General features: G+C 56.8%; 16 protein-coding genes. 13 read left to right on the top strand and 3 right to left on the bottom strand.

From position 1 onward, the window contains the following. The first annotated feature begins 52 nt into the window (after nucleotides 1–52). The gene (locus VSS37_RS01580; protein ID WP_324692855.1) at nucleotides 53–736 is read left to right on the top strand and encodes a Cj0371 family chemotaxis-regulating polar lipoprotein; all 684 of its coding nucleotides are present in this window, start codon (nucleotides 53–55) and stop codon (nucleotides 734–736) included. A 3-nt stretch (nucleotides 737–739) separates the two neighbouring features. Beyond that, a complete protein-coding gene (locus VSS37_RS01575) occupies nucleotides 740–1918 on the top strand; it encodes a glutathionylspermidine synthase family protein (protein ID WP_324692853.1) in 1179 nt (392 codons plus the stop codon). On the opposite strand, the gene VSS37_RS01570 is transcribed toward VSS37_RS01575, so the two are convergent. After that, the gene (locus VSS37_RS01570) at nucleotides 1887–6104 is read right to left on the bottom strand and encodes a hypothetical protein (RefSeq protein ID WP_324692852.1); all 4218 of its coding nucleotides are present in this window, start codon (nucleotides 6102–6104) and stop codon (nucleotides 1887–1889) included. The genes VSS37_RS01575 and VSS37_RS01570 overlap by 32 nt on opposite strands. Before the next feature lie 186 nt (nucleotides 6105–6290). On the opposite strand from VSS37_RS01570, the gene serS reads away from it, so the two are divergent. The 8 genes from serS to VSS37_RS01530 all read left to right on the top strand — a co-directional run bounded on the left by serS (nucleotide 6291) and on the right by VSS37_RS01530 (nucleotide 15497). Next, the gene (serS, locus tag VSS37_RS01565) at nucleotides 6291–7565 is read left to right on the top strand and encodes a serine--tRNA ligase (protein ID WP_324692850.1); all 1275 of its coding nucleotides are present in this window, start codon (nucleotides 6291–6293) and stop codon (nucleotides 7563–7565) included. Nucleotides 7566–7734: 169 nt separating this feature from the next. Then, entirely contained in the window at nucleotides 7735–9138 is a 1404-nt protein-coding gene (gene ccoG, locus VSS37_RS01560; RefSeq protein WP_324692849.1) for a cytochrome c oxidase accessory protein CcoG, read from the top strand. 7 nt (nucleotides 9139–9145) lie between these two features. Then, nucleotides 9146–9994 (top strand): FixH family protein, encoded by an 849-nt coding sequence (locus VSS37_RS01555; RefSeq protein ID WP_324692848.1) that lies wholly within the window; start codon nucleotides 9146–9148, stop codon nucleotides 9992–9994. Nucleotides 9995–9997: 3 nt separating this feature from the next. Further along, nucleotides 9998–12418, top strand: coding sequence for a heavy metal translocating P-type ATPase (locus VSS37_RS01550; RefSeq protein WP_324692846.1), 2421 nt, complete (start codon nucleotides 9998–10000; stop codon nucleotides 12416–12418). A gap of 43 nt (nucleotides 12419–12461) precedes the next feature. Beyond that, nucleotides 12462–12680, top strand: coding sequence for a cbb3-type cytochrome oxidase assembly protein CcoS (gene ccoS / locus VSS37_RS01545; protein WP_324692844.1), 219 nt, complete (start codon nucleotides 12462–12464; stop codon nucleotides 12678–12680). Between the two features lie 245 nt (nucleotides 12681–12925). Continuing rightward, nucleotides 12926–13834 (top strand): selenium metabolism-associated LysR family transcriptional regulator, encoded by a 909-nt coding sequence (locus VSS37_RS01540; RefSeq protein WP_324692843.1) that lies wholly within the window; start codon nucleotides 12926–12928, stop codon nucleotides 13832–13834. Nucleotides 13835–14009: 175 nt separating this feature from the next. Next, nucleotides 14010–14402, top strand: a complete 393-nt coding sequence (locus VSS37_RS01535) for a hypothetical protein (RefSeq protein ID WP_324692842.1) — start codon at nucleotides 14010–14012, stop codon at nucleotides 14400–14402. A gap of 21 nt (nucleotides 14403–14423) precedes the next feature. Continuing rightward, a complete protein-coding gene (locus VSS37_RS01530; protein WP_324692841.1) occupies nucleotides 14424–15497 on the top strand; it encodes an AI-2E family transporter in 1074 nt (357 codons plus the stop codon). A 2-nt stretch (nucleotides 15498–15499) separates the two neighbouring features. On the opposite strand, the gene uvrB is transcribed toward VSS37_RS01530, so the two are convergent. Next, a complete protein-coding gene (gene uvrB, locus VSS37_RS01525) occupies nucleotides 15500–17524 on the bottom strand; it encodes an excinuclease ABC subunit UvrB (RefSeq protein ID WP_324692840.1) in 2025 nt (674 codons plus the stop codon). 88 nt (nucleotides 17525–17612) lie between these two features. Here uvrB and VSS37_RS01520 point away from each other — a divergent pair, with 88 nt between their 5' ends. The 3 genes from VSS37_RS01520 (at nucleotide 17613) to VSS37_RS01510 (ending at nucleotide 20539) form a co-directional block, all read left to right on the top strand. After that, the gene (locus VSS37_RS01520; protein ID WP_324692838.1) at nucleotides 17613–18794 is read left to right on the top strand and encodes a lytic murein transglycosylase; all 1182 of its coding nucleotides are present in this window, start codon (nucleotides 17613–17615) and stop codon (nucleotides 18792–18794) included. 96 nt (nucleotides 18795–18890) lie between these two features. Then, the gene (locus VSS37_RS01515) at nucleotides 18891–20114 is read left to right on the top strand and encodes a pyridoxal phosphate-dependent aminotransferase (protein WP_324692867.1); all 1224 of its coding nucleotides are present in this window, start codon (nucleotides 18891–18893) and stop codon (nucleotides 20112–20114) included. A 77-nt stretch (nucleotides 20115–20191) separates the two neighbouring features. Next, nucleotides 20192–20539, top strand: coding sequence for a DUF29 family protein (locus VSS37_RS01510; RefSeq protein ID WP_324692837.1), 348 nt, complete (start codon nucleotides 20192–20194; stop codon nucleotides 20537–20539). A gap of 20 nt (nucleotides 20540–20559) precedes the next feature. On the opposite strand, the gene VSS37_RS01505 is transcribed toward VSS37_RS01510, so the two are convergent. After that, entirely contained in the window at nucleotides 20560–20865 is a 306-nt protein-coding gene (locus tag VSS37_RS01505; RefSeq protein WP_324692836.1) for a hypothetical protein, read from the bottom strand. Between the last annotated feature and the right edge of the window lie 115 nt (nucleotides 20866–20980).

The raw sequence follows: 20980 nt of genomic DNA, 5'->3' as shown, positions 1-20980 counted from the left end.
TTCCCGGATCACCTTGTTTATCTTGCTGAAAATAACTAGATCGGAGTCAGGCATGAACAAACCCTACATCAAGCAAATCCTTTCCTATTCCATGGTCGGTAGCCTCGGCCTGACCATTGTCAGCAGTTTGCAGGGCTGTGGCGGCGACCAGCCGCCTTCCCCACCGCCGCAAAACCAAGCGGCGCAGGGCACAATTTCAGATGCGGCCAAGGGCGAAGGCATGTTCCTGGTCATCCAGCAGACCGGAGCCAACCCGGACACCTACGAGCTGAAGGAAAAATACCCTTCCAGCGAAGGCACCCGCGCCATCCTCAAGGATATGGACGGCAATGAACGCATTCTTAGCGAAGCGGAGCTGAAAAAAATTGCCGAGGAAGAAGCCAAAAAAGTGGAGGCCGGGACTTCCCAGCTGACCCAGCCCGTCGTGGTAAACCAGGGGATGAGCCTGGGTGAAACCCTTCTCGCTTCCGCTGCGGGCGCATTGATCGGCGGCATGATCGCCAACAAGCTGATGGGCAACCCCAATTACCAGCAGCACCAGCAATACCAGCAACAGCGGGCGCAAACATCCATCAGCCGTCCGGCCGCTGGTGGGACTGACACCCGTGCAGTCAAACCCGGCGGCGCTTCCCAGCAACCCCGTTCCGGTTTCTTCGGCGGCAACAGCAGCGCCAATCCCAGCAACCGCCCATCAGGCGGCGGCTCCTTTGGCGGCGGCAGTCCTTTTGGTGGCTAACGCATGATCAAGCTGGAAAAAGTCAACCCCATCAGCCCCGCCTTGATGGAAACAGTCGGCATGGGCTGGCACACCGACCCGGATGGCCAGCCCTATGTCGCCGATGAAATCGTGCAGGTGACGGAGGCGGAAGCCGAGGCCTATTACAACGCCGCCAATGAACTGTATGAAATGTTCGTGGAAGCCGCCCAGCATGTCATCGACCACGACCGTTTTCTGGAGCTGGACATTCCCTACAACTTGGTTGACCCGATCAACCGCAGTTGGGAAAACGACCACCGGCACCTGTACGGACGCTTTGACCTGGCGGGTGGCGTGGATGGGGTGCCGATCAAACTGATTGAATTCAATGCCGACACGCCGACCAGCCTGTTCGAAACCGCCGTGGTGCAATGGGCGCTGCTGAAGGCCAACGGCATGGAGGAAGCCGCCCAGTTCAACACGGTATACGACAGCATCCGCAACAACTTCCGCCGTCTGGTCACGGGCGATGACGGCCCGGAAACCTTCGGCCAGCATTACAATTACCAGAACATCCTGTTCTCCAGCATCCGCGACCTGCCGGAAGATGAGCGCACCGTGCGTTTCCTCCAGCAGATGGCGGATGACGCCGGTTTCCAGACGGATTTCTGTTACCTGGACGCAGTCGGCTTTCTGGAGCAGGAAGGCGTTTTCAACCCGCAACAGACCCGTTTTGATTACTGGTTCAAGCTGTACCCGTGGGAAGACATCGCCCTGCAAACCGACGGCATTACCGGCATCCTGGATGACATCACCCGCCATACTGATACGGTGATCCTCAACCCGGCCTATACCCTGCTGTTCCAGAGCAAGGGCATGATGCAAGTGTTGTACGAACTGTTCCCGGATTCGCCCTACCTGCTGGAAACCCGCGCCGAACCGCTCCAGGGCAAGAAACAGGTCGCCAAGACCCTGTTCGGGCGTGAAGGCGCCAACACCGTGGTTTACGATGCGGCGGGGCAAATCCTGCAACAAACGCCGGGCGAATATAACCGTTACCGTTCCATCTACCAGGAATTCGCCGCCTACCCGAAGGATGCGCAGGGGCGCAGCTATCAGGCAGGCGTTTTCTTCGCCTGGGAAGCCTGTGGGTTAGGCTTCCGGCGTGGCGGCGAGGTGCTCGACAACCTCAGCAAGTTTGTGGCGCATCGGGTGGTTTGACATCCGCAGGCGGCGTTGGCTTGGAAGGTTTGCGCCGCCACAGGCCACCTTGCCCGAATGCGCGCCAGCCCCAGCGCAGCCAATCCAACACCGCCACCGCCAGCCACAGCGCCCAAGCCAGCATCAGCAAGCGGTAATACAACAACGGCACGCTGATGACGAGCGGCTGTGCCATCGCCTTGCCCGAGCGGTCTTGATACCACAGCAGGTTCTGCGCCCAGGAGCCATTGCCCGCGACCTGCATTTCCGGCAGCCCCAGCAGGCCTTTGGCGACCGCGCCAATCAGCGTGGCGAAGGCGAACAGGGTCAGCGCCGCCAGGCTGACCTGCAACAGGTTGAATTGCCAGTAAGGCCGCCCGTCCAATGGCGCTTTGCCGCGCCATGCCAGCGCCGCCAGCCAGCCAGCGGCCAGCACCATCAGGTAGGGGCTGGTCTGGCTCAGGCCAATCCCCAGCAGGAACCATTGCCAGCCTTTCAACGGGGTAAGGCCGGAACGCCCCAACAGTGCCGCCACCGCCAGCAGCACCGCTAGCATTCCCCAGAACAGCACCGCAGGCCCGAGCAATGGCCCATGTGCCCACAACACCCAGCGGTCTTGCGGCAATTGCAGGCGGAATTCGCTGTTGACGCTCGGCAAGCCCAAATCCAGCGCTGGGAAGCGGTAACTGGGCGGCAGCGCGCCGGGTTCCTGCCATTCCAGCACGGCTTTCTGGCGGGCAGGCGATAGCGGCAGCATCACTTTGCCGCCCTGCTGCTGGATGGACTGCTTCACGCCATCGATGGTCAGGCTTTTCAGTTCTGCCCCGTCCGGCAGGGTAATGGCGTGTTGCGAACCCCTGCTGCTCAACAGGTTGAGGCTCAGGCGCATTTCGCGGGCGCGTTTGCCGACTTCAATATTGAACTGGCTGGCGAGGATCGTGACCGTTTGCCCCTCAACGCCCTGCGGACGGTTGACCGCCAGCGTCAGGGTTTCACCCGCCCACGGTTTCCACAGCATGGCGCCTTGCCCAGCGTCTTCCTCATAAGCGTTGACCGGCAAACCGCTGGCCTGCACATGCCAGACTGGGCTGGCGGCGACCTGCCATTCTTCCAGCCATGCGCTGTTGTCAGCGGCGGTAAGCTGGATTTTCTCTGTCTGCGGCAGGCGTGACGTCCATTCCAAGGTGTCTTGCTGTGGTTTGAGGTTGACCTGGATGGCATTGTCCTTGACGGTAAACTGCTCACTCAGCGGTTGTTCGCCCGCCAGCAACGGGATGGACAGCGTAATGGGTACCGCGCTATCGGAGACGCGGGTGATGGTGGTGTTGACATACCAGTCCAGCCCCAAATCCAGCCGCCGCCGGATTTTGACGAACGCAGGCAAGGTTGGCGTATCTTGAGCCACCGTCCCCGCCGTCATCGCCGCCGTGCGGTTAAGCTGCAACTGGTCTTCAGGGACACCGTTGTCACGCAGCCCGTCAACCTGCCAGCCTTCGCCCTGCCAAGTCACCCGGTGCGGCTTCAAGCGCAGCGGCAAGGCCAGATTGCTGCGGGCAGGCAATTCGCCCTGCAACACCACATCATGCTGCCCTGGGTTTAGCCCCACCCACAACTGCTGCTCGCCGTCACGGCGCAAGGCCTGTGTCGACACACCATCCACCAGCACGGATTGCGGTAGCCAGACATTTTGGCCGCCGGGCAACGGGATCGCTGTCGGGATCGCGGCATGCACCCGCAGGTGCACCGCCAAGCTATTGGCCTGCAATAGCATGTCCATAGCGTCAATTTGCGCACATTCCGGCAGGCAATCCGGCGCGCGCAGCAAGCGTTCCTGCAAGGTTTGCAACATGTCGGCAGGCGGTGTGGACGGTTCGGCATCGGCAGGCGTCGGCAAGCCGCCCCACAACGGCAACACCAGCAACAGCCCAGCCGCCGCTTGCCCGCCACGTTTGGCAATGCCCGGCAACCGTGGCCAGCCGCCGAAGCCGGACAACAACGCCAACCGCAGGGCGAACGCCAGCAACACCGCCACGCCCAATAGCTTCAGCAACGACCATGCCAATGGCGGAACCAGCCACAGGTCGGCCCGCTCCTCAGGGGTAATCACCCCCGACCAAGTCAGCAGGACGGTATCGCCCTGCCAGTTGGGCAGGCCCGGGCCAGTCTGGATCATGCTGTTGGGGTCGACATTGCGCAGGTTGGCCGCCCGTTTGGCGTCCACTCCAGAGCCTACGGACATTTTGGAAGCATAGTCATACGTTGACGCCGCTTCGGCAAGGGAGTTGGCCAGTTTGCGTTGTGCCTGCTGCGGCGCGGGTTTTCCCGGCGGCGCATCCATAGCGGCTCCAGCGGCTAGTTCAGCTTCGGGCGGCGGTGCCGCCACCGGCGCAGCAGGCATGGGTGCCGGGGCAGGTTCTGCGGCGGGCACTGCCTCTTCCGTCATGGTGTCCTGGTCGACGGCCAGCATTGCGCCAACATCCCTCACGCCGCCTGCTTCCGGCGTCAATTGCGGATACAGCGCGATGCGCACCGTGCCAATGAGGAAAGGCAATACAACCAACGCCAGCACCAGCAGGCTCAACCAGCGGTAACGCTCCAGCCAGCGCCGCAACCCGGCGGCACCTTCTGGCAATGCGCGCAACAGGGCGGCCACCGCCAACAGGTTCAGCCAGATATAGCGCGGCGCATCCGGCAGGTGCCAAGTCAGCAGCAGGGCGGCACCCGCCACGGCACCCCAGCGCCAGCCATACAGGTAGCCAGTCGCCACCACAATCAGCAAGACCAGGAACAGGTCCAGCAGATTCCATTGTTGCAGCCAAGTCGCCGCCAGATTGTCCGTGCCCCAGGCGGCGAACAGCAGCCAGCCCGGCGGCAGGTGCAGGGTGGTGGTCACCTGTTGCAATTCCTGCCGCCAGCCATTGACGGGCACGCCCTGGCGGGCGTCGTAGCGGCTGTCGGCGTCCAGATCCAGGGTGCGTTGGCGCACTTCCACGCCGTCGGATTCGCCCTGCGGCTGGCGGGTGATCAGTTGCGGCTCACCGTTCAGGCTGACCCGCCCCAGATGGATGTCCGACAATGTTTCCAACCGTGACTCCTGCGCCAGCGTCCCTTGCAACTGGTCTTGCAGGGTATAACCGCCGCCATCGAAATCCAGCCACAACTGCCGCTTCAGGCTGAGTTGCGCGGGGCTGTCCGCTATGCCGCGATGTTGTTCCGCCAGTTTCATGACGCCGCCGCCGGTCATCAGGTAGGCCGGTAAGCTGGCCCATTCCGGCGGCAGGCGGGTCTGGCTGGGGTCAATGCTGTTCACGCCTTCCACCTGCGTTTGGCGAATGGTGGAATCCGCCGCGAACACCCAAACCTCTTCGGATGGCCACGGCGCGCTGCTGGCGGGCAAAGCCAGTTGGTTGAGACTGCCCGGCGCGCGGCCCGTCAATTGGATAGTCCATTCGCCAGGGCGCAGTTGCACTTGTAGCTTGCCGTCCTGCCCCATGCGGGCGGGCAACGGGCTGTCCAGGCGCAAGGGGATGAAGCCCGCCAGCAGCACGGGTGCCAGTTCGGCCTGCCGCTGCTTGCCCGCCACCCGCAGTTGGATGCTGGTTGTCACTTGGAGTGGATGGGCGTCCTCAACCTTGCGGAACACCTGCACATCCAGGTTGTCTTCGCTGGCTTCCTGGGCATTGCTGCTCAACCACAGGCTGCCTGCGGCATTGAATTCGGGGGAGGTGATCGCTGCCCCATTCACCGACAGCTTGACCAGCCCGGTTTCCGGCGCGACGAACAGGGCTTCGGGCAGTTTGTCCCAGAAAAATTGCCCGCTGATGTCATGGCTGCCTGCGGGCAGGAGCAGGCTGGGGTAGCCGTCCTGTTCGGTGACGGCAAGCTGGGTGTTTTCGCCGCTGTGGACTTGTTGCGGCCAGTGCTGCGCATCGCCGGGCAGGCGCACCCGGGTTTCCGCGTAGGTTTCCCAGTGCTGGGTGAAAACGCCGCCGGTATTGGTCAGTTGCAAGTCCAGCGAACCGGGCCAGGCGCATTGGCGCTGTTCGGCATTGTAGAGGTAAGGGCAGGCGTGGTCTTGATGGCCGTCCAGCACCCATCCGACCCACGGTTTGAGGGGTTCCGGAACCTGGTCGGGCGGCAGTGGATCGGCACTGACGCCCAAGGCAAGAAAAAGCAAGCATGACAGACGCAAGAGAAAATTTTGCATGGTTCACCCCAATTATCCCAATTTATCCTGATGATGAGGATCATCTGCATCCTGGTCAAGCTTTGTGCGTCCTATTGGCTGGAGTACGGCAAAAGCTTCACCTGTCATGGTTCAGGCATGTAAAAGCAGGGCCGTTCTGGGTTAAGATGTCGCCTTTTCCGAATTCCCCTTCATGGAACAAGAGCTATGCTGGACCCCAAACGTTTAAGAACAGAACTGGATGAAGTCGCCAGCCAACTGGCGCGGCGCGGTTTCAAGCTGGATGTCGGCGCCATCCGTGCGCTGGAGGAGCGCCGCAAGGCGTTGCAGGTGGAAACCCAGAATCTGCAAAACACCCGCAACTCGCGTTCCAAAGCGATTGGCCAGGCCAAGGCCAAGGGTGAGGACATCCAGCCGCTGCTGGCAGAAGTCGCCGATCTGGGCGATAGCCTGAAAGCGAAGGAACAGGAACTCGCCAGTTTGCAGGCTGATCTGGACACTATCGTCATGGGCATCCCCAATGTGTTGGATGCTTCCGTGCCGGATGGCGCGGACGAAAACGCCAATGTCGAAGTCCGCCGTTGGGGCGAGCCGAAGCTGTTTGACTTCGGGGCAAAAGACCACGTTGACCTGGGGTTGCCGAATGGCTGGATGGATTTCGACGCTGGGGCGAAGCTGACCGGTTCCCGCTTTGTGGTGTTGCGCGGTGCCATGGCGCGGCTGCACCGGGCGTTGATCCAGTTCATGCTCGACACCCACACCCAGGAACATGGTTACGTTGAAGCCTACGTGCCTTACATGGTGAATGCCGACAGTCTGCGCGGCACCGGGCAGTTGCCAAAGTTTGAGGAAGACCTGTTCAAGCTCAATAACGAGCAAGGTTATTACCTGATCCCGACCGCTGAAGTGCCGGTCACCAATCTGGCGCGTGACACGATCATCGACGCCGCCGACCTGCCGGTGAAGTACGCCTGCCATACCCCTTGTTTCCGTTCCGAAGCCGGTTCTTACGGCAAGGACACCCGTGGCCTGATCCGTCAGCACCAGTTCGAGAAGGTGGAGATGGTGCAACTGGTGCGCCCGGAAGATTCCTGGGAGGCGCTGGAAAGCCTGACCGCCAATGCCGAAGCCATTTTGCAGAAGCTGGACTTGCCGTACCGGGTGATGGCGCTGTGCGCTGGTGATGTCGGGTTTTCTTCCGCCAAAACTTACGACCTGGAAGTGTGGTTGCCGGGGCAGCAGAAATACCGCGAGATCTCTTCCTGCTCCAATTTCGTCGACTTCCAGGCACGGCGGATGATGGCGCGTTACCGGAATCCCGAAACCGGCAAGCCGGAGCTGCTGCATACCCTGAACGGTTCTGGCCTTGCGGTCGGGCGCACCCTGGTGGCGGTGCTGGAAAACTATCAGGAGGCTGATGGGCGCATCCGGATTCCCGAAGCGTTACGTGCCTATATGGGTAACGCGGCTTATCTGGCATAAGCGGCTGGTGAAAATAAGCGTTGGAAAGTAATGAATTAGCATTCCAACTTGATTACGCGCAATGTAAAGCGCAGCGGGTAGGGTATCATGCGGACTTTTCGTCATATCCGGTTATCGCGCCGATGTGGCGGGGCCTGCAAACCACTGAGCGATTGGATACTGCAACAACATGAGCATTGAACACGTCATCGAACCCAAGGCGGCCATCCAGCCGCGATCTGTGGAAGGCCGTTTCCGCAATATCAAGACCGGCATTCTGGTTTTTGCCTACGCCGTATTCTTTCTGCTGCCGTGGTTGCGCTGGGAGCGCGCCGTGGGGCCGGATCAGGCGGTTTTGTTCGATATTCCCGGTCGCCGCTATTACATTTTCAATCTGGTGGTGCATGCGCAGGATATTTTCTGGCTGACCGCCTTGTTGTTCCTGGCGGCGGTGTTGCTGTTTTTTGTCACCACGTTGTATGGGCGGGTGTTCTGCGGTTATTTCTGCTTCCAGACCTTGTGGACAGACGCTTTCCGGTTGATTGAAAAGTTCGTTCAGGGTGACCGGGTGGCGCGCTTGCGGTTGGACAAGCAACCTTGGAATGCTGAAAAAATCCGTAAAAAAGTCCTGACCCATGCGCTTTGGCTGTTGTTGGCGTTGTGGACAGGCATCAGCTTTGCCCTGTATTGGGGGGATGCGTCTGACCTGCTTGTCCGCTTCTTCACCGGCAGCGCCCCAGCGGCCATGTATGGCACAGCCTTTATCCTGATGACAACCACCTATTTGGCGGCCGGTTGGGCGCAGGAATATGTGTGCCTGCACATTTGCCCGTATTCCCGTTTCCAAAGTGTCATGTTTGACCAGGACACCATGATCGTTTCCTATGACAAGAACCGGGGCGAAGGCGCTGCGGGGCGCATCAAGCCAGTCAAGGAAATGCGCGACCAAGGCAATCGGCTGGCGGCTGGGTATGGCGATTGTGTGGATTGCGGCCTATGCGTGCAGGTGTGCCCGACCGGCATTGACATCCGCAACGGTTTGCAGATTGGTTGTATCCACTGTGCGCTGTGCATCGATGCGTGTGACGCCATCATGGACAAACAGGGCTGGAAACGCGGCCTGATCCGTTACACCTCCGAACATGCGCTGGAAGGCAAAAAAACCAAGCTCATCAAGTTGCGCACGCTTGGCTATGGTGCCGCCACCTTGCTGGCGACAGTCTATCTGGTCTGGAGCATCGCCAGCAGCAAATTGCTGGAGGCGACTGCTGTGCAAGTGCGCAGCCCGCTGTTTGTCACCCTCTCGGATGGCCGAATCCAGAACAGTTATGAAGTCAAGATCAATAACAAGACCATGGAGGCCGCACGGTATACGTTGGTGATTGAAAACCTGCCGAATGCCGAACTGGATTTGGGGCAGATTACCGATTTGGGGCTGAAGCCGGATTCCAGCATGCGGGTGCTGGCGAAAGTCCGCTATACTGTGCAGCCTGGCGATACACAGAAGAACCGTGAGTTTGACTTCAAGCTGACCCCAACGGAAGGCAAGGTGACGGAGCCTGTGATCATTCCTTCACATTTCATCATACCGTAAAGGTGACATGGAAAATCAAAGTCTGGCATTGACGCTGGGGGTAGGCGTGACCGCATCGTTTGCCCTATTTTTCTTTATCTACAAGGGATTGGGCAAGTCAGGGAAAATGGCGGCTTTGCTGACCATCCTGATCACGCAAGCGGTTTACATTCCCCTTTCGGTGCTGTATTGGGATGGCCTGGATGTCTACGCCATCCATTTCGCCTTCTTCACCATGACCGCATATGGGCTGGGCATTATCACCAGCACCCGGGATGCCCAGGCGCAAAAGGAAGGTGCCGCCAAGAAACGGTGGTTCCATTGGGTGCCCGCCATCATTGTCACTTTCTTTTTGGTTCTGGCCGTCGTGGACTCCATTATCATTACCCTGGCGAACAAGGGGGCAAGCGCTGAGTTTGTCCGCAGTTTCCTGCCTACGCCCCATGGTAAGGAGGTTGGGAAAGAGGTCACGTCGGCTTTTTCTGGCGCGGTCGCCAATGATTTCCAGAAAAACATCGCCCAATATAACCGTTATGTCGATGAGCTGCGCCAACAGGCCGCTTTGGGCTGGCGCATCATGGATGGCTGGGTTGATGCGCCGGTCGCTGGCAAGCCTGCGTTGTTCCGCTTGCGGGTGATCGATGATGAGGGGATGCCGGTGACAGGCGCGCAGGTCTCTGTACAGTTCATGTTCACTGCCGACAAGAGCCACGACACCGAAGTTGTCCTGCCGGAAGTGGAGCCAGGGTCTTACGGAGAGCCGGTCACCTTGCCTCAGTCCGGCCTCTGGGCTTTGCTGATCAATGTCAATCGGGGCAAGGATGTCTATGAAGTCAGGGGGGAAACCAAGGTGGGCGTTGTTGGCGCAACCGGGTAATCCATGACAACCCAACCGCAACAAGGCTGTTTCCATTGTGGCCAGCCCGTTCCTGCCAATGCCCATTACCCGGTGGAGATTGATGGCGAGGTGCATAACCTATGCTGTACTGGCTGCCAAGCTGTTGCAACCGCCATCGTGGAAAATAACCTGACTGATTACTACCGTTTCCGCACGGAAATCGGCAGCAGTCCGGAAGAGCTTGTCCCTGAAGCGTTGCGCAATTTGCAGGTCTATGATGCGCCGGAATTGCAGAAATCCTTTGTGCGTGACATGGAGGGCAATGTCCGGGAGGCCTCGCTGATTCTGGAAGGCATCGTTTGCGCCGCCTGCGTATGGCTGAATGAAAATCACGTCAAGCAATTGCCGGGCGTGCTGGATTTCCGCATCAATTACTCCACCCACCGCGCCACCCTGAAATGGGACAATAACGCCATCCACCTGAGCGATGTGCTGGCCGCCATTTCCGCCATTGGTTATCGTGCCCATCCGTTTGATCCCGGGCGTTTGGAATCCCTGCAAAAAAAGGAAAAATCCGCAGCCTTGCGCCGGATCGCCGTCGCCGGGCTGGGCATGATGCAGGTCATGATGATCGCGGTGGCGATGTACATCGGTGTGGCGTCGGATATGGATGTGGGGATGCGCGATTTCCTGCGTTGGATCAGCCTGGTGATGACAACGCCGGTCGTGTTTTATTCGGCGCGGGTATTTTTTACTTCGGCTTGGCGGGATTTGCGGCGTGGCCGTTTCGGCATGGATGTGCCGGTGTCGCTGGCGATTGGCATTGCCTTCAGCGCCAGCGTGTGGGCGACGCTGACCGGCGGTGGTGAAGTTTATTTCGACTCGGTCAGCATGTTCACGTTTTTCCTGCTGACCGGGCGCTATCTGGAAATGGCGGCGCGCCACCGGGCAGGGCAGGTGGCGGAAGAGCTGGTGCGGCTGATGCCTGCGACCGCCACCCGGCTGCGTGATGGCGAACAGGAAGTGGTGCCTGTCAGCCAATTGGTTCCGGGCGACTACCTGCTGGTCAAGCCCGGCGAAGTGGTGCCTGCCGATGGCTTGGTGACAGAGGGTGTGAGCAGCACCAACGAATCCCTGCTGACTGGGGAAAGCCTGCCTTGCCATAAGCAGCAGGGCGACTCATTGGTGGGCGGTACGGTCAATATTGAAAGCCCGTTGACCATGCAGGTGGAAAAACTGGGCGATAGCACTGTACTGGCCTCCATCATCCGCCTGCTGGAACGTGCTCAGGCGGAAAAGCCGGAATTGGCGCGGTTGGCGGAAAAGGTGGCTTCCCGGTTTGTGCCCATTATCCTGCTGGTTGCGGTTGGGGTGTTTTTCTGGTGGCATTGGCATGACCCATCACGGGCGTTCTGGATTGCATTGTCGGTGCTGGTGATAACCTGCCCTTGTGCGTTTTCGCTGGCGACACCGGCAGCCCTGACGGCGGCGACCGGCCTGCTCACCTCCAGGGGCGTGCTGACAACACGGGGTCATGCGTTGGAAACGTTGGCGCGGGTTAACCACATCATTTTTGACAAGACCGGCACACTTTCGCATGGGCAACTGGAAGCCACCAATTTCCAGGCGCTGGGTGATGCTGACAGCGATTTCTGCAAGCAGTTGGCGGCAGGTTTGGAAACGGCTTCGGAACACCCTGTTGCCCATGCAATCCTGCGGCTTAGTGATAAACGGGTAGGTTTCAGCGAATTGGCAGCCGAGCCTGGGCGTGGGATACGCGGTGTTTACCAGCAACATCAATACCGTATCGGCGGCAAAGGCTTTGTGCAGGAGCTGACGCAGTGTGATTTGCCAGCCGCAGCAGTCGGGCAAACAGCAGGGCAGTCACAGGTTTTCCTGGGGTCTGAAGCTGGTTGGTTGGCGGTCATTGGGTTGGCTGACCACTTGCGTGAGGAGGCTGGGCAGGTGGTGCAGGAGCTGCGCGGATTAGGTGTGGACGTGACTTTGTTAAGTGGGGATGCGCCTGTGGCCGTTGCTGCGGTGGCCCAACAACTGGTGATTCCCCATGCATTGGGCGGGCGGCTGCCGGATGACAAATTGGCGTACCTGCACCAGTTGCAGGCGCAGGGGGCAACCGTGGCGATGGTGGGCGATGGCGTCAACGATGCGCCGGTATTGGCGGGCGCGCCGGTTTCCATCGCCATGGGCAGCGGTTCGCAATTGGCACAGGCAAGTGCGGATATGGTGCTGTTATCGGAAAACTTGCAGCAGGTGCCTTTCGTCATCCGCACGGCCCGGCGGATGCAGGCGGTCATTAAACAAAATTTTCTTTGGACGATAGCCTATAATCTGGTGGCAATTCCTTTGGCCGCGAGTGGAGTGATAGCGCCATGGATGGCGGCAATTGGGATGTCAGCCAGTTCCCTCATTGTTGTATTGAATGCATTACGCCTGAAAAGCTAGCTGATTCAGGTTATACTGGAGAATTTATTCGGGATGCAGCCTGATGGAAGCTTTGTATATGCTTATTCCGATTGCGATCGGAGTCATGATAATTGTGGTCATCGCTTTCATTTATACTGTAAAAAGTGGCCAGTACGATGATTTGGAAGGGCCTGCCCATCGAATCCTGATGGATGACGATGATCCAAGAATTCCAGGCCAACAGGTTAAACAGCCCCACAAAAAGACGGCGGAAAGTGATATAGAGGATAAAAATAGGTGAAACGGTTGATAGGATAAAAGATGCCGTCCGTCGAATTGTTGCTCAAGTGACATCAATGTTTAACCATAATGCACAAATTGTTCTATGCTATCTATAACAAATTCCTCTAATCAAAGCTGGAATATGTTTTGATAAATTTTTTTGATTTTAAACCAATATCCGGGGAAGGATGACCGGAACAGAGAGAGCAAGGATGAAGTCTCTGTTGGGTTTGCTCGGACAGGTAATAGGAGAAAAGTAATCATATGGCCGATAGAAGATTACAAGTCTTTCACGCCGTGGCCAGGTTGTTGAGTTTTACCAAGGCGGCGGAAGTGCTGCATATGACCCAACCTGCGGTAACATTCCAGATTCGCCAGTTGGAAGACCAGTTTGACACACGTCTGTTCGACAGGACTCATAACCGGGTTTCCCTGACGGAAGCAGGCAAGATCGTGTTCGAATACTCAGAGCGTATTTTCGAGCAATACAATGAGATGGAGAATGCGATCCGTGAAATGACCAATGACATCAGTGGGTCTTTGACCATTGGTGCCAGCACGACCATTTCCGAATACATGCTCCCTTCCCTGTTGGGTGAGTTCAATGCCAAAAATCCGGATGTCCGGCTGCGTTTGCGGGTTTCCAATACCGAAGGCATTGTTTCCATGGTCGAGAACAACGTGATTGATCTGGGCGTAGTGGAAGGGCTGGTCAACAACAAGAATCTGTTGGTGGAGGTTTGCCGCCAGGATGATTTGGTGTTGATCGTGCCGCCAACCCATGCCTTGGCAGGCAAAGACAATGTCAAGCTCAAAGAAGTGTTGGAATATCCATTCATTTGTCGTGAAGAGGGTTCTGGCACACGTGAAGTCGTTCTCGATTACATGTATGCGCTCGGCATGGACAAACACGCCATGAATGCTTGCCTTGAGCTGGGCAGTCCAGAAGCTGTCAAAGGGGCAGTTGAAGCTGGCATGGGTGTTTCCATCGTTTCCAGCGCCAGTATTGGCAAGGAGTTGAGACTGGGGTCTTTGATTGCAATCCCGCTGGATCCCCCATTGACGCGCGACTTCTCTTTTGTACGTCAGCGCCAGAAGTTCAAAGTGCGCGCTATGGAAGAATTGCTTGAATTTGCCCGCACTTACTGTGAAAACCTCAAAAAACAGCAGTAACTGATTCCTGGGGTACGGCATAGCACCCGTACCCCAGTTTCCCATCTCTAAATGAACTTAAACAAACACAGGGCTGGTTGTTGGTGTTTGTGACAGTGTCCAGTGTTTCCTGATAGCATGACCCCCCTTAATTTTTCCATGAAAAGCCTGTAGGGAGTTTAATGTGCTGCCTGGTATGCCCCAACAATCCGGTTCCGCCGAAGAAAAGCGTTTACGCAAGCTATACCGTAACTTGAACCCCCAGGATCAGGTTGCTTTGCTGCGTTTTGCTGAGTTTCTTGCGGTGTCCTCCACTCCTGTGGCAGAACCGATGGTTGAATTTCCGCAACCAGAAAATATTTCCCGCCCCACACAGGAAAGCGTGGTCAAAGCGATTAAACGGCTGGTGGCAACCTACCCCATGGTTGACCGTGAGCGTTTGCTGAATGAAACCTCTTCCCTGATGACGGCGCACGTCATTCATGGCAAAGCTGCGGTTAATGTGATTGATGAACTGGAGGCTTTGTTTGGGCAACATTACGCAATCCTGAAAGCCGAATTTGAACAGCGCCTTTTGGAAAATCCTTGAAACAAGCAAACCAGGCTTCTTATGCTTAAATTGCTGAACGAATGGTATAACCAGCATTTTTCCAATCCACAGGCCGCCATTCTTGCCCTGTTGCTGATACTGGGGTTTGGCACTGTGCTGCTGGCAGGCAATGTGCTGGCACCGGTATTGGCAGCTGTTATTATTGCCTATCTGCTTGATGGGGGAGTGGATTTCTTCCGTGCATGCAAGACGCCGCGTTTCATGGCGGTCTTGATCGTGTTCAGCGTGTTTATCCTGGTCTTGTTGGTGGTGCTGTTGGTGCTGGCCCCACTGATGCTTAAGCAGGCGACCCAGTTTGTGTTGGAAATCCCTGGAATGCTGTCGGCAGGGCAAAGTGCGCTGGCATTGTTGCCTAAAAAATACCCCAATATTATTTCTGAACAATTCATTCTGGAGCTGTTGAATGGCTTGCGCACCCAGTTGACGCTGTTGTCCCAGCGGGTGTTGAGTTTCTCCTTGTCTTCGGTGGTCGACCTGATCGCTTTTATGGTGTACATGGTGGTGGTGCCGCTATTGGTGTTTTTTTTCCTTAAGGACAAGAACATTATCCTTGAGTGGTTTGGCGCTTTCCTGCCAGAAGAGCGCGGGTTGGTGACCAAGGTCTGGCGTGAGGTAAATGGCAAAATCACCAGTTATGTGCGCGGCAAGTTTATGGAAATCCTGATTGTGTGGGTGGTGACGTTTATTACCTTCCTGATTTTCGGCCTGCAATACTCCATGTTGTTGTCGTTCCTGGTAGGGCTTTCTGTGTTGATCCCCTATGTTGGGGCTGCCATTGTCACGTTGCCGGTCGCCATCGTGGCCTATTTTCAATGGGGATATAACTCCGATTTCCTCTATGTCATGGTGATCTATGGCGTCATCCATTTCCTGGATGGCAATCTGTTGGTGCCGCTATTATTTTCCGGAATGGTTAATTTGCATCCGGTGGCGATCATTACCGCAGTGCTGGTGTTCGGAGCGTTATGGGGAATCTGGGGGGTATTCTTCGCCATCCCATTGGCGACATTGATCCATGCCGTCATCAATGCTTGGCCACGCAAAGCTGATCTGAACAGGGCAATACGGGTGTAGTTTTATTCCAGCCCGAACACACGGGCGCGGATATGGGCGATCTGGTCGCGCACTGCGGCGGCCTGTTCGAATTCCAGGTTTCTGGCATGTTGGAACATCTTATCTTCCAATTTTTTGATTTGTTTGAGCGCTTGGTCGGGCGTCAGGCTACGGTATTCGGCCGCTTCTTCCGCCACTTTTTTGTCAGCACGGGTTTTGCCCTTACCACGGGAGGCGTTGGCGTAAGCGCCTTCCATCACATCGGCAATGCGTTTGCGGATGGTTTGCGGGGTGATGCCATGGGCTGCATTGAAGCTGATTTGTTTGGCGCGGCGGCGGCTGGTTTCGTCCATCGCCTTGTGCATGGAGTCGGTGATTTTGTCGGCGTAAAGGATGGCCTTGCCTTCAGCATTACGCGCCGCGCGGCCAATCGTTTGGATCAGGGAACGCTCGGAACGCAGGAAGCCCTCCTTGTCGGCATCCAAAATGGCGACCAATGAAACTTCCGGTATATCAAGCCCTTCCCGCAATAAATTAATGCCAATCAGGACATCAAACTCGCCTTTGCGCAGGTCGCGGATGATTTCCACCCGCTCCACGGTGTCGATGTCGGAATGCAGGTAGCGCACCTTGATATTGTGGTCCATCAGGTAATCGGTCAGGTCTTCCGCCATGCGTTTGGTCAGGGTGGTGACCAGGACGCGTTCATTACGCTGCGAGCGCTCGGTGATTTCGGACATCACATTGTCAACCTGGCTCAATACCGGGCGGACTTCAACCTGCGGATCCACCAGGCCGGTAGGGCGGACCACCTGTTCGGCGACATTGCCGGAATGCTCCAGCTCATACGCGCCGGGAGTGGCGGATACATGGATGGCCTGCGGAACCAGCCGCTCAAATTCGTCAAAGCGCAACGGGCGGTTGTCGAGGGCGGAGGGCAGGCGGAAACCGTACTCCACCAGCGTTTCCTTGCGCGAGCGGTCGCCCTTGTACATGCCGCCGAATTGAGGGATGGTGACATGGGATTCGTCCACGAACACGATGGCGTTGCGGGGGAGGTAGTCGAACAGGCAGGGTGGTGGCGCGCCTGCCGGGCGTTTGGACAGGTAGCGCGAGTAATTTTCGATGCCGGAGCAATAGCCGGTTTCAACAATCATTTCGATGTCATATTGGGTGCGCTGTTCGAGGCGCTGGGCTTCCACCAGCCGATCATGGCCGCGCAGCGCCGCCAGCCGTTCCTTGAGTTCCGCCTTGATATGGTCCACCGCTTCCAGCAGCACTTCGCGGGGCGTGACGTAGTGGGTTTTGGGGTAAACCGTCAAACGCGGAACCCGGCGCAGGACTTCGCCGGTCAATGGGTCAAAATAACTGAGGCTGTCGATTTCATCATCGAACAGCTCGATGCGGATGGCTTCCCGGTCGGATTCCGCCGGGTGGATGTCGATCACTTCGCCACGCACCCGGAAAGCGCCGCGTTGCAGATCCAGGTCATTGCGGGTGTATTGCATTTCCGCCAGCCGCCGCAGGATGCTGCGCTGGTCGATACGGTCGCCGCGCACCAGGATCAACAGCATTTTCAGGTAGGATTCCGGGTCACCCAGGCCATAGATGGAGGAAACGGTGGCGACGATGATGACGTCCTTGCGTTCGAACAGGTTGCGGGTGGCCGACAGGCGCATTTGTTCGATATGGTCATTGATGGAGGCGTCCTTTTCGATGTAGACATCCTTGGATGGGACATAAGCCTCCGGCTGGTAATAATCGTAATAGGAAACGAAGTATTCCACCGCATTCTTCGGGAAGAATTCCTGCATTTCCCCATACAATTGGGCAGCCAAGGTCTTGTTGTGCGCCAAAATGATGGCCGGGCGTTGGGTCTGCTGGATAATGTTGGCCATGGTGAAGGTTTTGCCGGAGCCGGTTACGCCCAGCAGGGTTTGGTGCAGCAGGCCATCATGCAGGCCCTCCACCAATGAACGGATAGCCTCCGGCTGGTCGCCAGCGGGCTGGTAACTGGTATTGAGCTGGAACTGGTCAATTTCACTCATGCGTGTCTCCCGGTATGCGCACTGAGTTTAGCATGCGGCGTTAAAACCCTATAAACTCAGGCCTTGCCTTTCAGGAATTGGATCATTCATGCGTTATTTGCCCAGCATTGTGTTATGCCTGTCAGCGTGCAGTGCGCCCGTCCTGGCGGATTGCGCCAATAGCGGTGATTTTGGCCGCTGGTTGGCGGATTTCAAGGCGGAAGCCGCTGGTTCCGGGCTGAAAGCGTCGGTGGTGGACGCCGCCCTCGACGGGCTCAAACCTGACCCTGCCGTCATTAAGCGCGACCGTTCCCAGCAGACCTTTGCCCAGGACTTTTTGACCTTCGCCAACCGGAAAGTCAGCGCCAGCCGTTTGTCACAGGGGCGAAGCTTGCTGAAAAAAAATGCCGCGCTATTCCGGCGAATTGAGGCGGAGTATGGTGTGCCTGCTGAAGTTTTGACAGCCTTTTGGGGGCTGGAAACCGATTTCGGGGCAGTGAATGGTGATTTTCCGACCATTCGCTCGTTGCTGACGTTGGCGCAGGATTGCCGCCGCCCGGAAATGTTCCGCCCGGAATTACTCAGCGCTTTGGATTTGGTGCAAAAGGGTGATCTGACCCCCGCTAAAATGCGCGGGGCCTGGGCAGGGGAAATTGGCCAGTTGCAATTGCTGGCCTCCCGCTATGACCAGTATGGCGTTGATTTTGATGGTAATGGCCACCGTGACCTGATCCATTCCAGCGCCGATGCATTGGCCTCCGGCGCCAACATGCTGAAGGCGAATGGTTGGCGCGCTGGCGAACCGTGGTTGCAGGAAGTCAAGGTTCCGTCAGACATGGACTGGTCGCAGGCGCGGCTGGGTAATAAGGCCCCGCTGTCGGAGTGGGCTGCGCAAGGCGTCAAAAAGGCGGATGGCAGTGCCTTGCAGGAGGATGGCGAGGCGGCCTTGCTGCTGCCAATGGGGCGGAATGGCCCTGCTTTCCTGGCGTTCCCCAATTTCGATGTGTTCCTGCAATGGAATGAATCCACGGTTTATTCGGCGACGGCGGCGTATTTTGCAACCCGTCTGGCGGGCGCACCGCCTTTGCGCCCAGGAAATGCGCAGGTGCATCCACTGACCTTGGCGCAGACGAAACAAGCGCAGGCGAAACTGCAAGCGCAAGGTTTCCCCATCTCCAAAGTGGACGGCATTATCGGTGAAGAAACCCGCGCCGCTGTCCGGGAGGCACAACAAAAACTGGGCTTGCCTGCTGATGGCTATCCGGACGCTGCCTTGTTGGAAAAGCTGTAGAAACTTTGCGCGAAAAAATTAACTTTACGCCTTATGCGTGCGTTGATCTTGCAGTAACATTACGCGCCGCAGAAAAGCGTAAAGGTACGGTAAATGATGAATTTTGCCGGGATTATGAAAGACACTACACACGGTTGGTTTTCAGTGGACATACAACTTTCAGCGCGCGTTGGCCGCGTCAAGCCTTCACCTACACTTGCTGTCACCGCGTTGGCTGCCCAACTCAAGGCGGCTGGCCGCGACATTATAGGGTTAGGGGCCGGTGAGCCAGATTTTGACACGCCTGCCCATATCAAGCAGGCCGGTATCGAGGCCATCCAAAAGGGTGAAACCCGTTACACCGCAGTGGATGGCACGCCTGCATTGAAGCAGGCGATCATCCGCAAGTTCAAGCGCGACAACGGGCTGGACTTTTCGCCGAAACAGATTCTGGTTTCCTGTGGCGGCAAGCAGAGCTTCTACAATTTGTGCCAGGCATTGCTGGATGCGGGTGATGAAGTCGTGATTCCGGCCCCGTATTGGGTGTCCTATCCGGATATGGTGTTGCTGGCGGATGGCGTGCCGGTCATTGCGGAAGCAGGGCAGGCTGAACATTTCAAGCTGTCGGCGGAAAAGCTGGAGGCGGCCATCACCCCGAAAACCCGGTTGTTCGTCATCAATAGCCCGTCCAATCCGACCGGCGTCGCCTATTCGCCAGAAGAACTGGCGGCATTGGGCGAAGTGTTGCGCCGCCACCCGCAGGTGCTGATTGCAACCGACGACATGTATGAGCATGTCATGTTCGGTGGCCGCAAGTTCGTCAATATCCTGGATGTTTGCCCAGACCTGTATGAGCGCACGATTGTATTGAATGGCGTGTCCAAGGCGTATTCCATGACCGGCTGGCGGATTGGCTATGCGGGTGGGCCGGAAAAGCTCATTCAGGCGATGAACATTATCCAATCACAAAGCACTTCCAATCCGACCTCCATTTCCCAGTACGCAGCGGTTGTGGCGCTGGATGGCGACCAGGATTTCATCCAAACCATGGTCAATGCGTTTGAACAGCGCCATGAATTTGTGCTGGGCGCGTTTAATGCCATGGATGGGGTCGAGTGCTTGCCAGCCGACGGCACGTTCTACAGCTTTCCGAATGTTGACGGCATGATCAAGCGTTTGGGGTTGGAAAATGACACTGCCCTGGCCAGCTACCTGCTGGATAAGGTGGGTGTGGCGGTGGTGCCGGGGTCGGCGTTTGGTTTGGAAGGGCATATCCGCATATCCTTCGCCACCAGCATGGCAAACCTGCAGAACGCTTTGGCGCGGATTGCCTCAGTCTGAATCAGAGTTTATTTATTAAGCAAATAGCAAGCTTGTGTATGTGTTAATAGTGGCGGTTCATATTGAGGGAATGCGTCATGGCACAAGCTTGCTGCTATTCGGAAGCTGATCACCATCAGCATGAAGGGCTTATTAACACCACCCGGGTGCTGTTGGTTGAACTCCTGTTGTGGCAGGCGCAACCTGACTTTCAGAATGAAGCCCGGATGCACAGTATCCGTGAAGCGCGTAGCATCCTTGCGCGGATGTTGCATCGCAGTTCCGTCTTGAAATTTATCCTTGGGCGGATATTGGAAGGCTTATATGCAGATGCTTGCCAGCACGTTTGCGAACAAAAAAAATTGGCGATGGATTATTTTCCAACCCATTGCCCGTATGCGCTGAATGATATTTTGTCCCCTATTTTCTGGCCGAAACTCCCCTAAGTCCTAAATCTCAATGGCGTTTAGTGGGAAGGGGATGACACCATGTATTTTTCTTCGACATGCGCGATCACCAGTTCTTGCAGGTTAAGAAATTGTTCGTTCTTTAATAAGTGTGCATATAACGTTTTCCCCAGTAACTTCCCCAGCTGTTCATAAAGGTAGGCTGAACCTGTGTCATTGCCGTTTTCTGTTGCTGTTGCCGGGGCGCTGGTGATATCGCCTGAATAGCGTAGCGGATAGTTTTGCGAATGTGCATGGGCAGGGGGAACTACGGTAGCCAACAGGATAACCGTAGCCAAACCCGTCATCTTTTTTGAACAAAACATAAAAATTTCCTCCTTGTATCAAGGTGAACCAACTGGCGGTTAATTATTATAAATAGGATTATTGCCAGAATTAGGGGAGCTATTCTGTGAGCAGGTTCACAAATTCCGCAAATAG

This window comes from Candidatus Thiothrix phosphatis (assembly GCF_035668035.1).
GTDB classification, from domain to species: domain Bacteria; phylum Pseudomonadota; class Gammaproteobacteria; order Thiotrichales; family Thiotrichaceae; genus Thiothrix; species Thiothrix phosphatis.
Note: the sequence above shows the minus strand (reverse complement) of the source record. Positions and strands in the feature narration are given on the sequence as shown.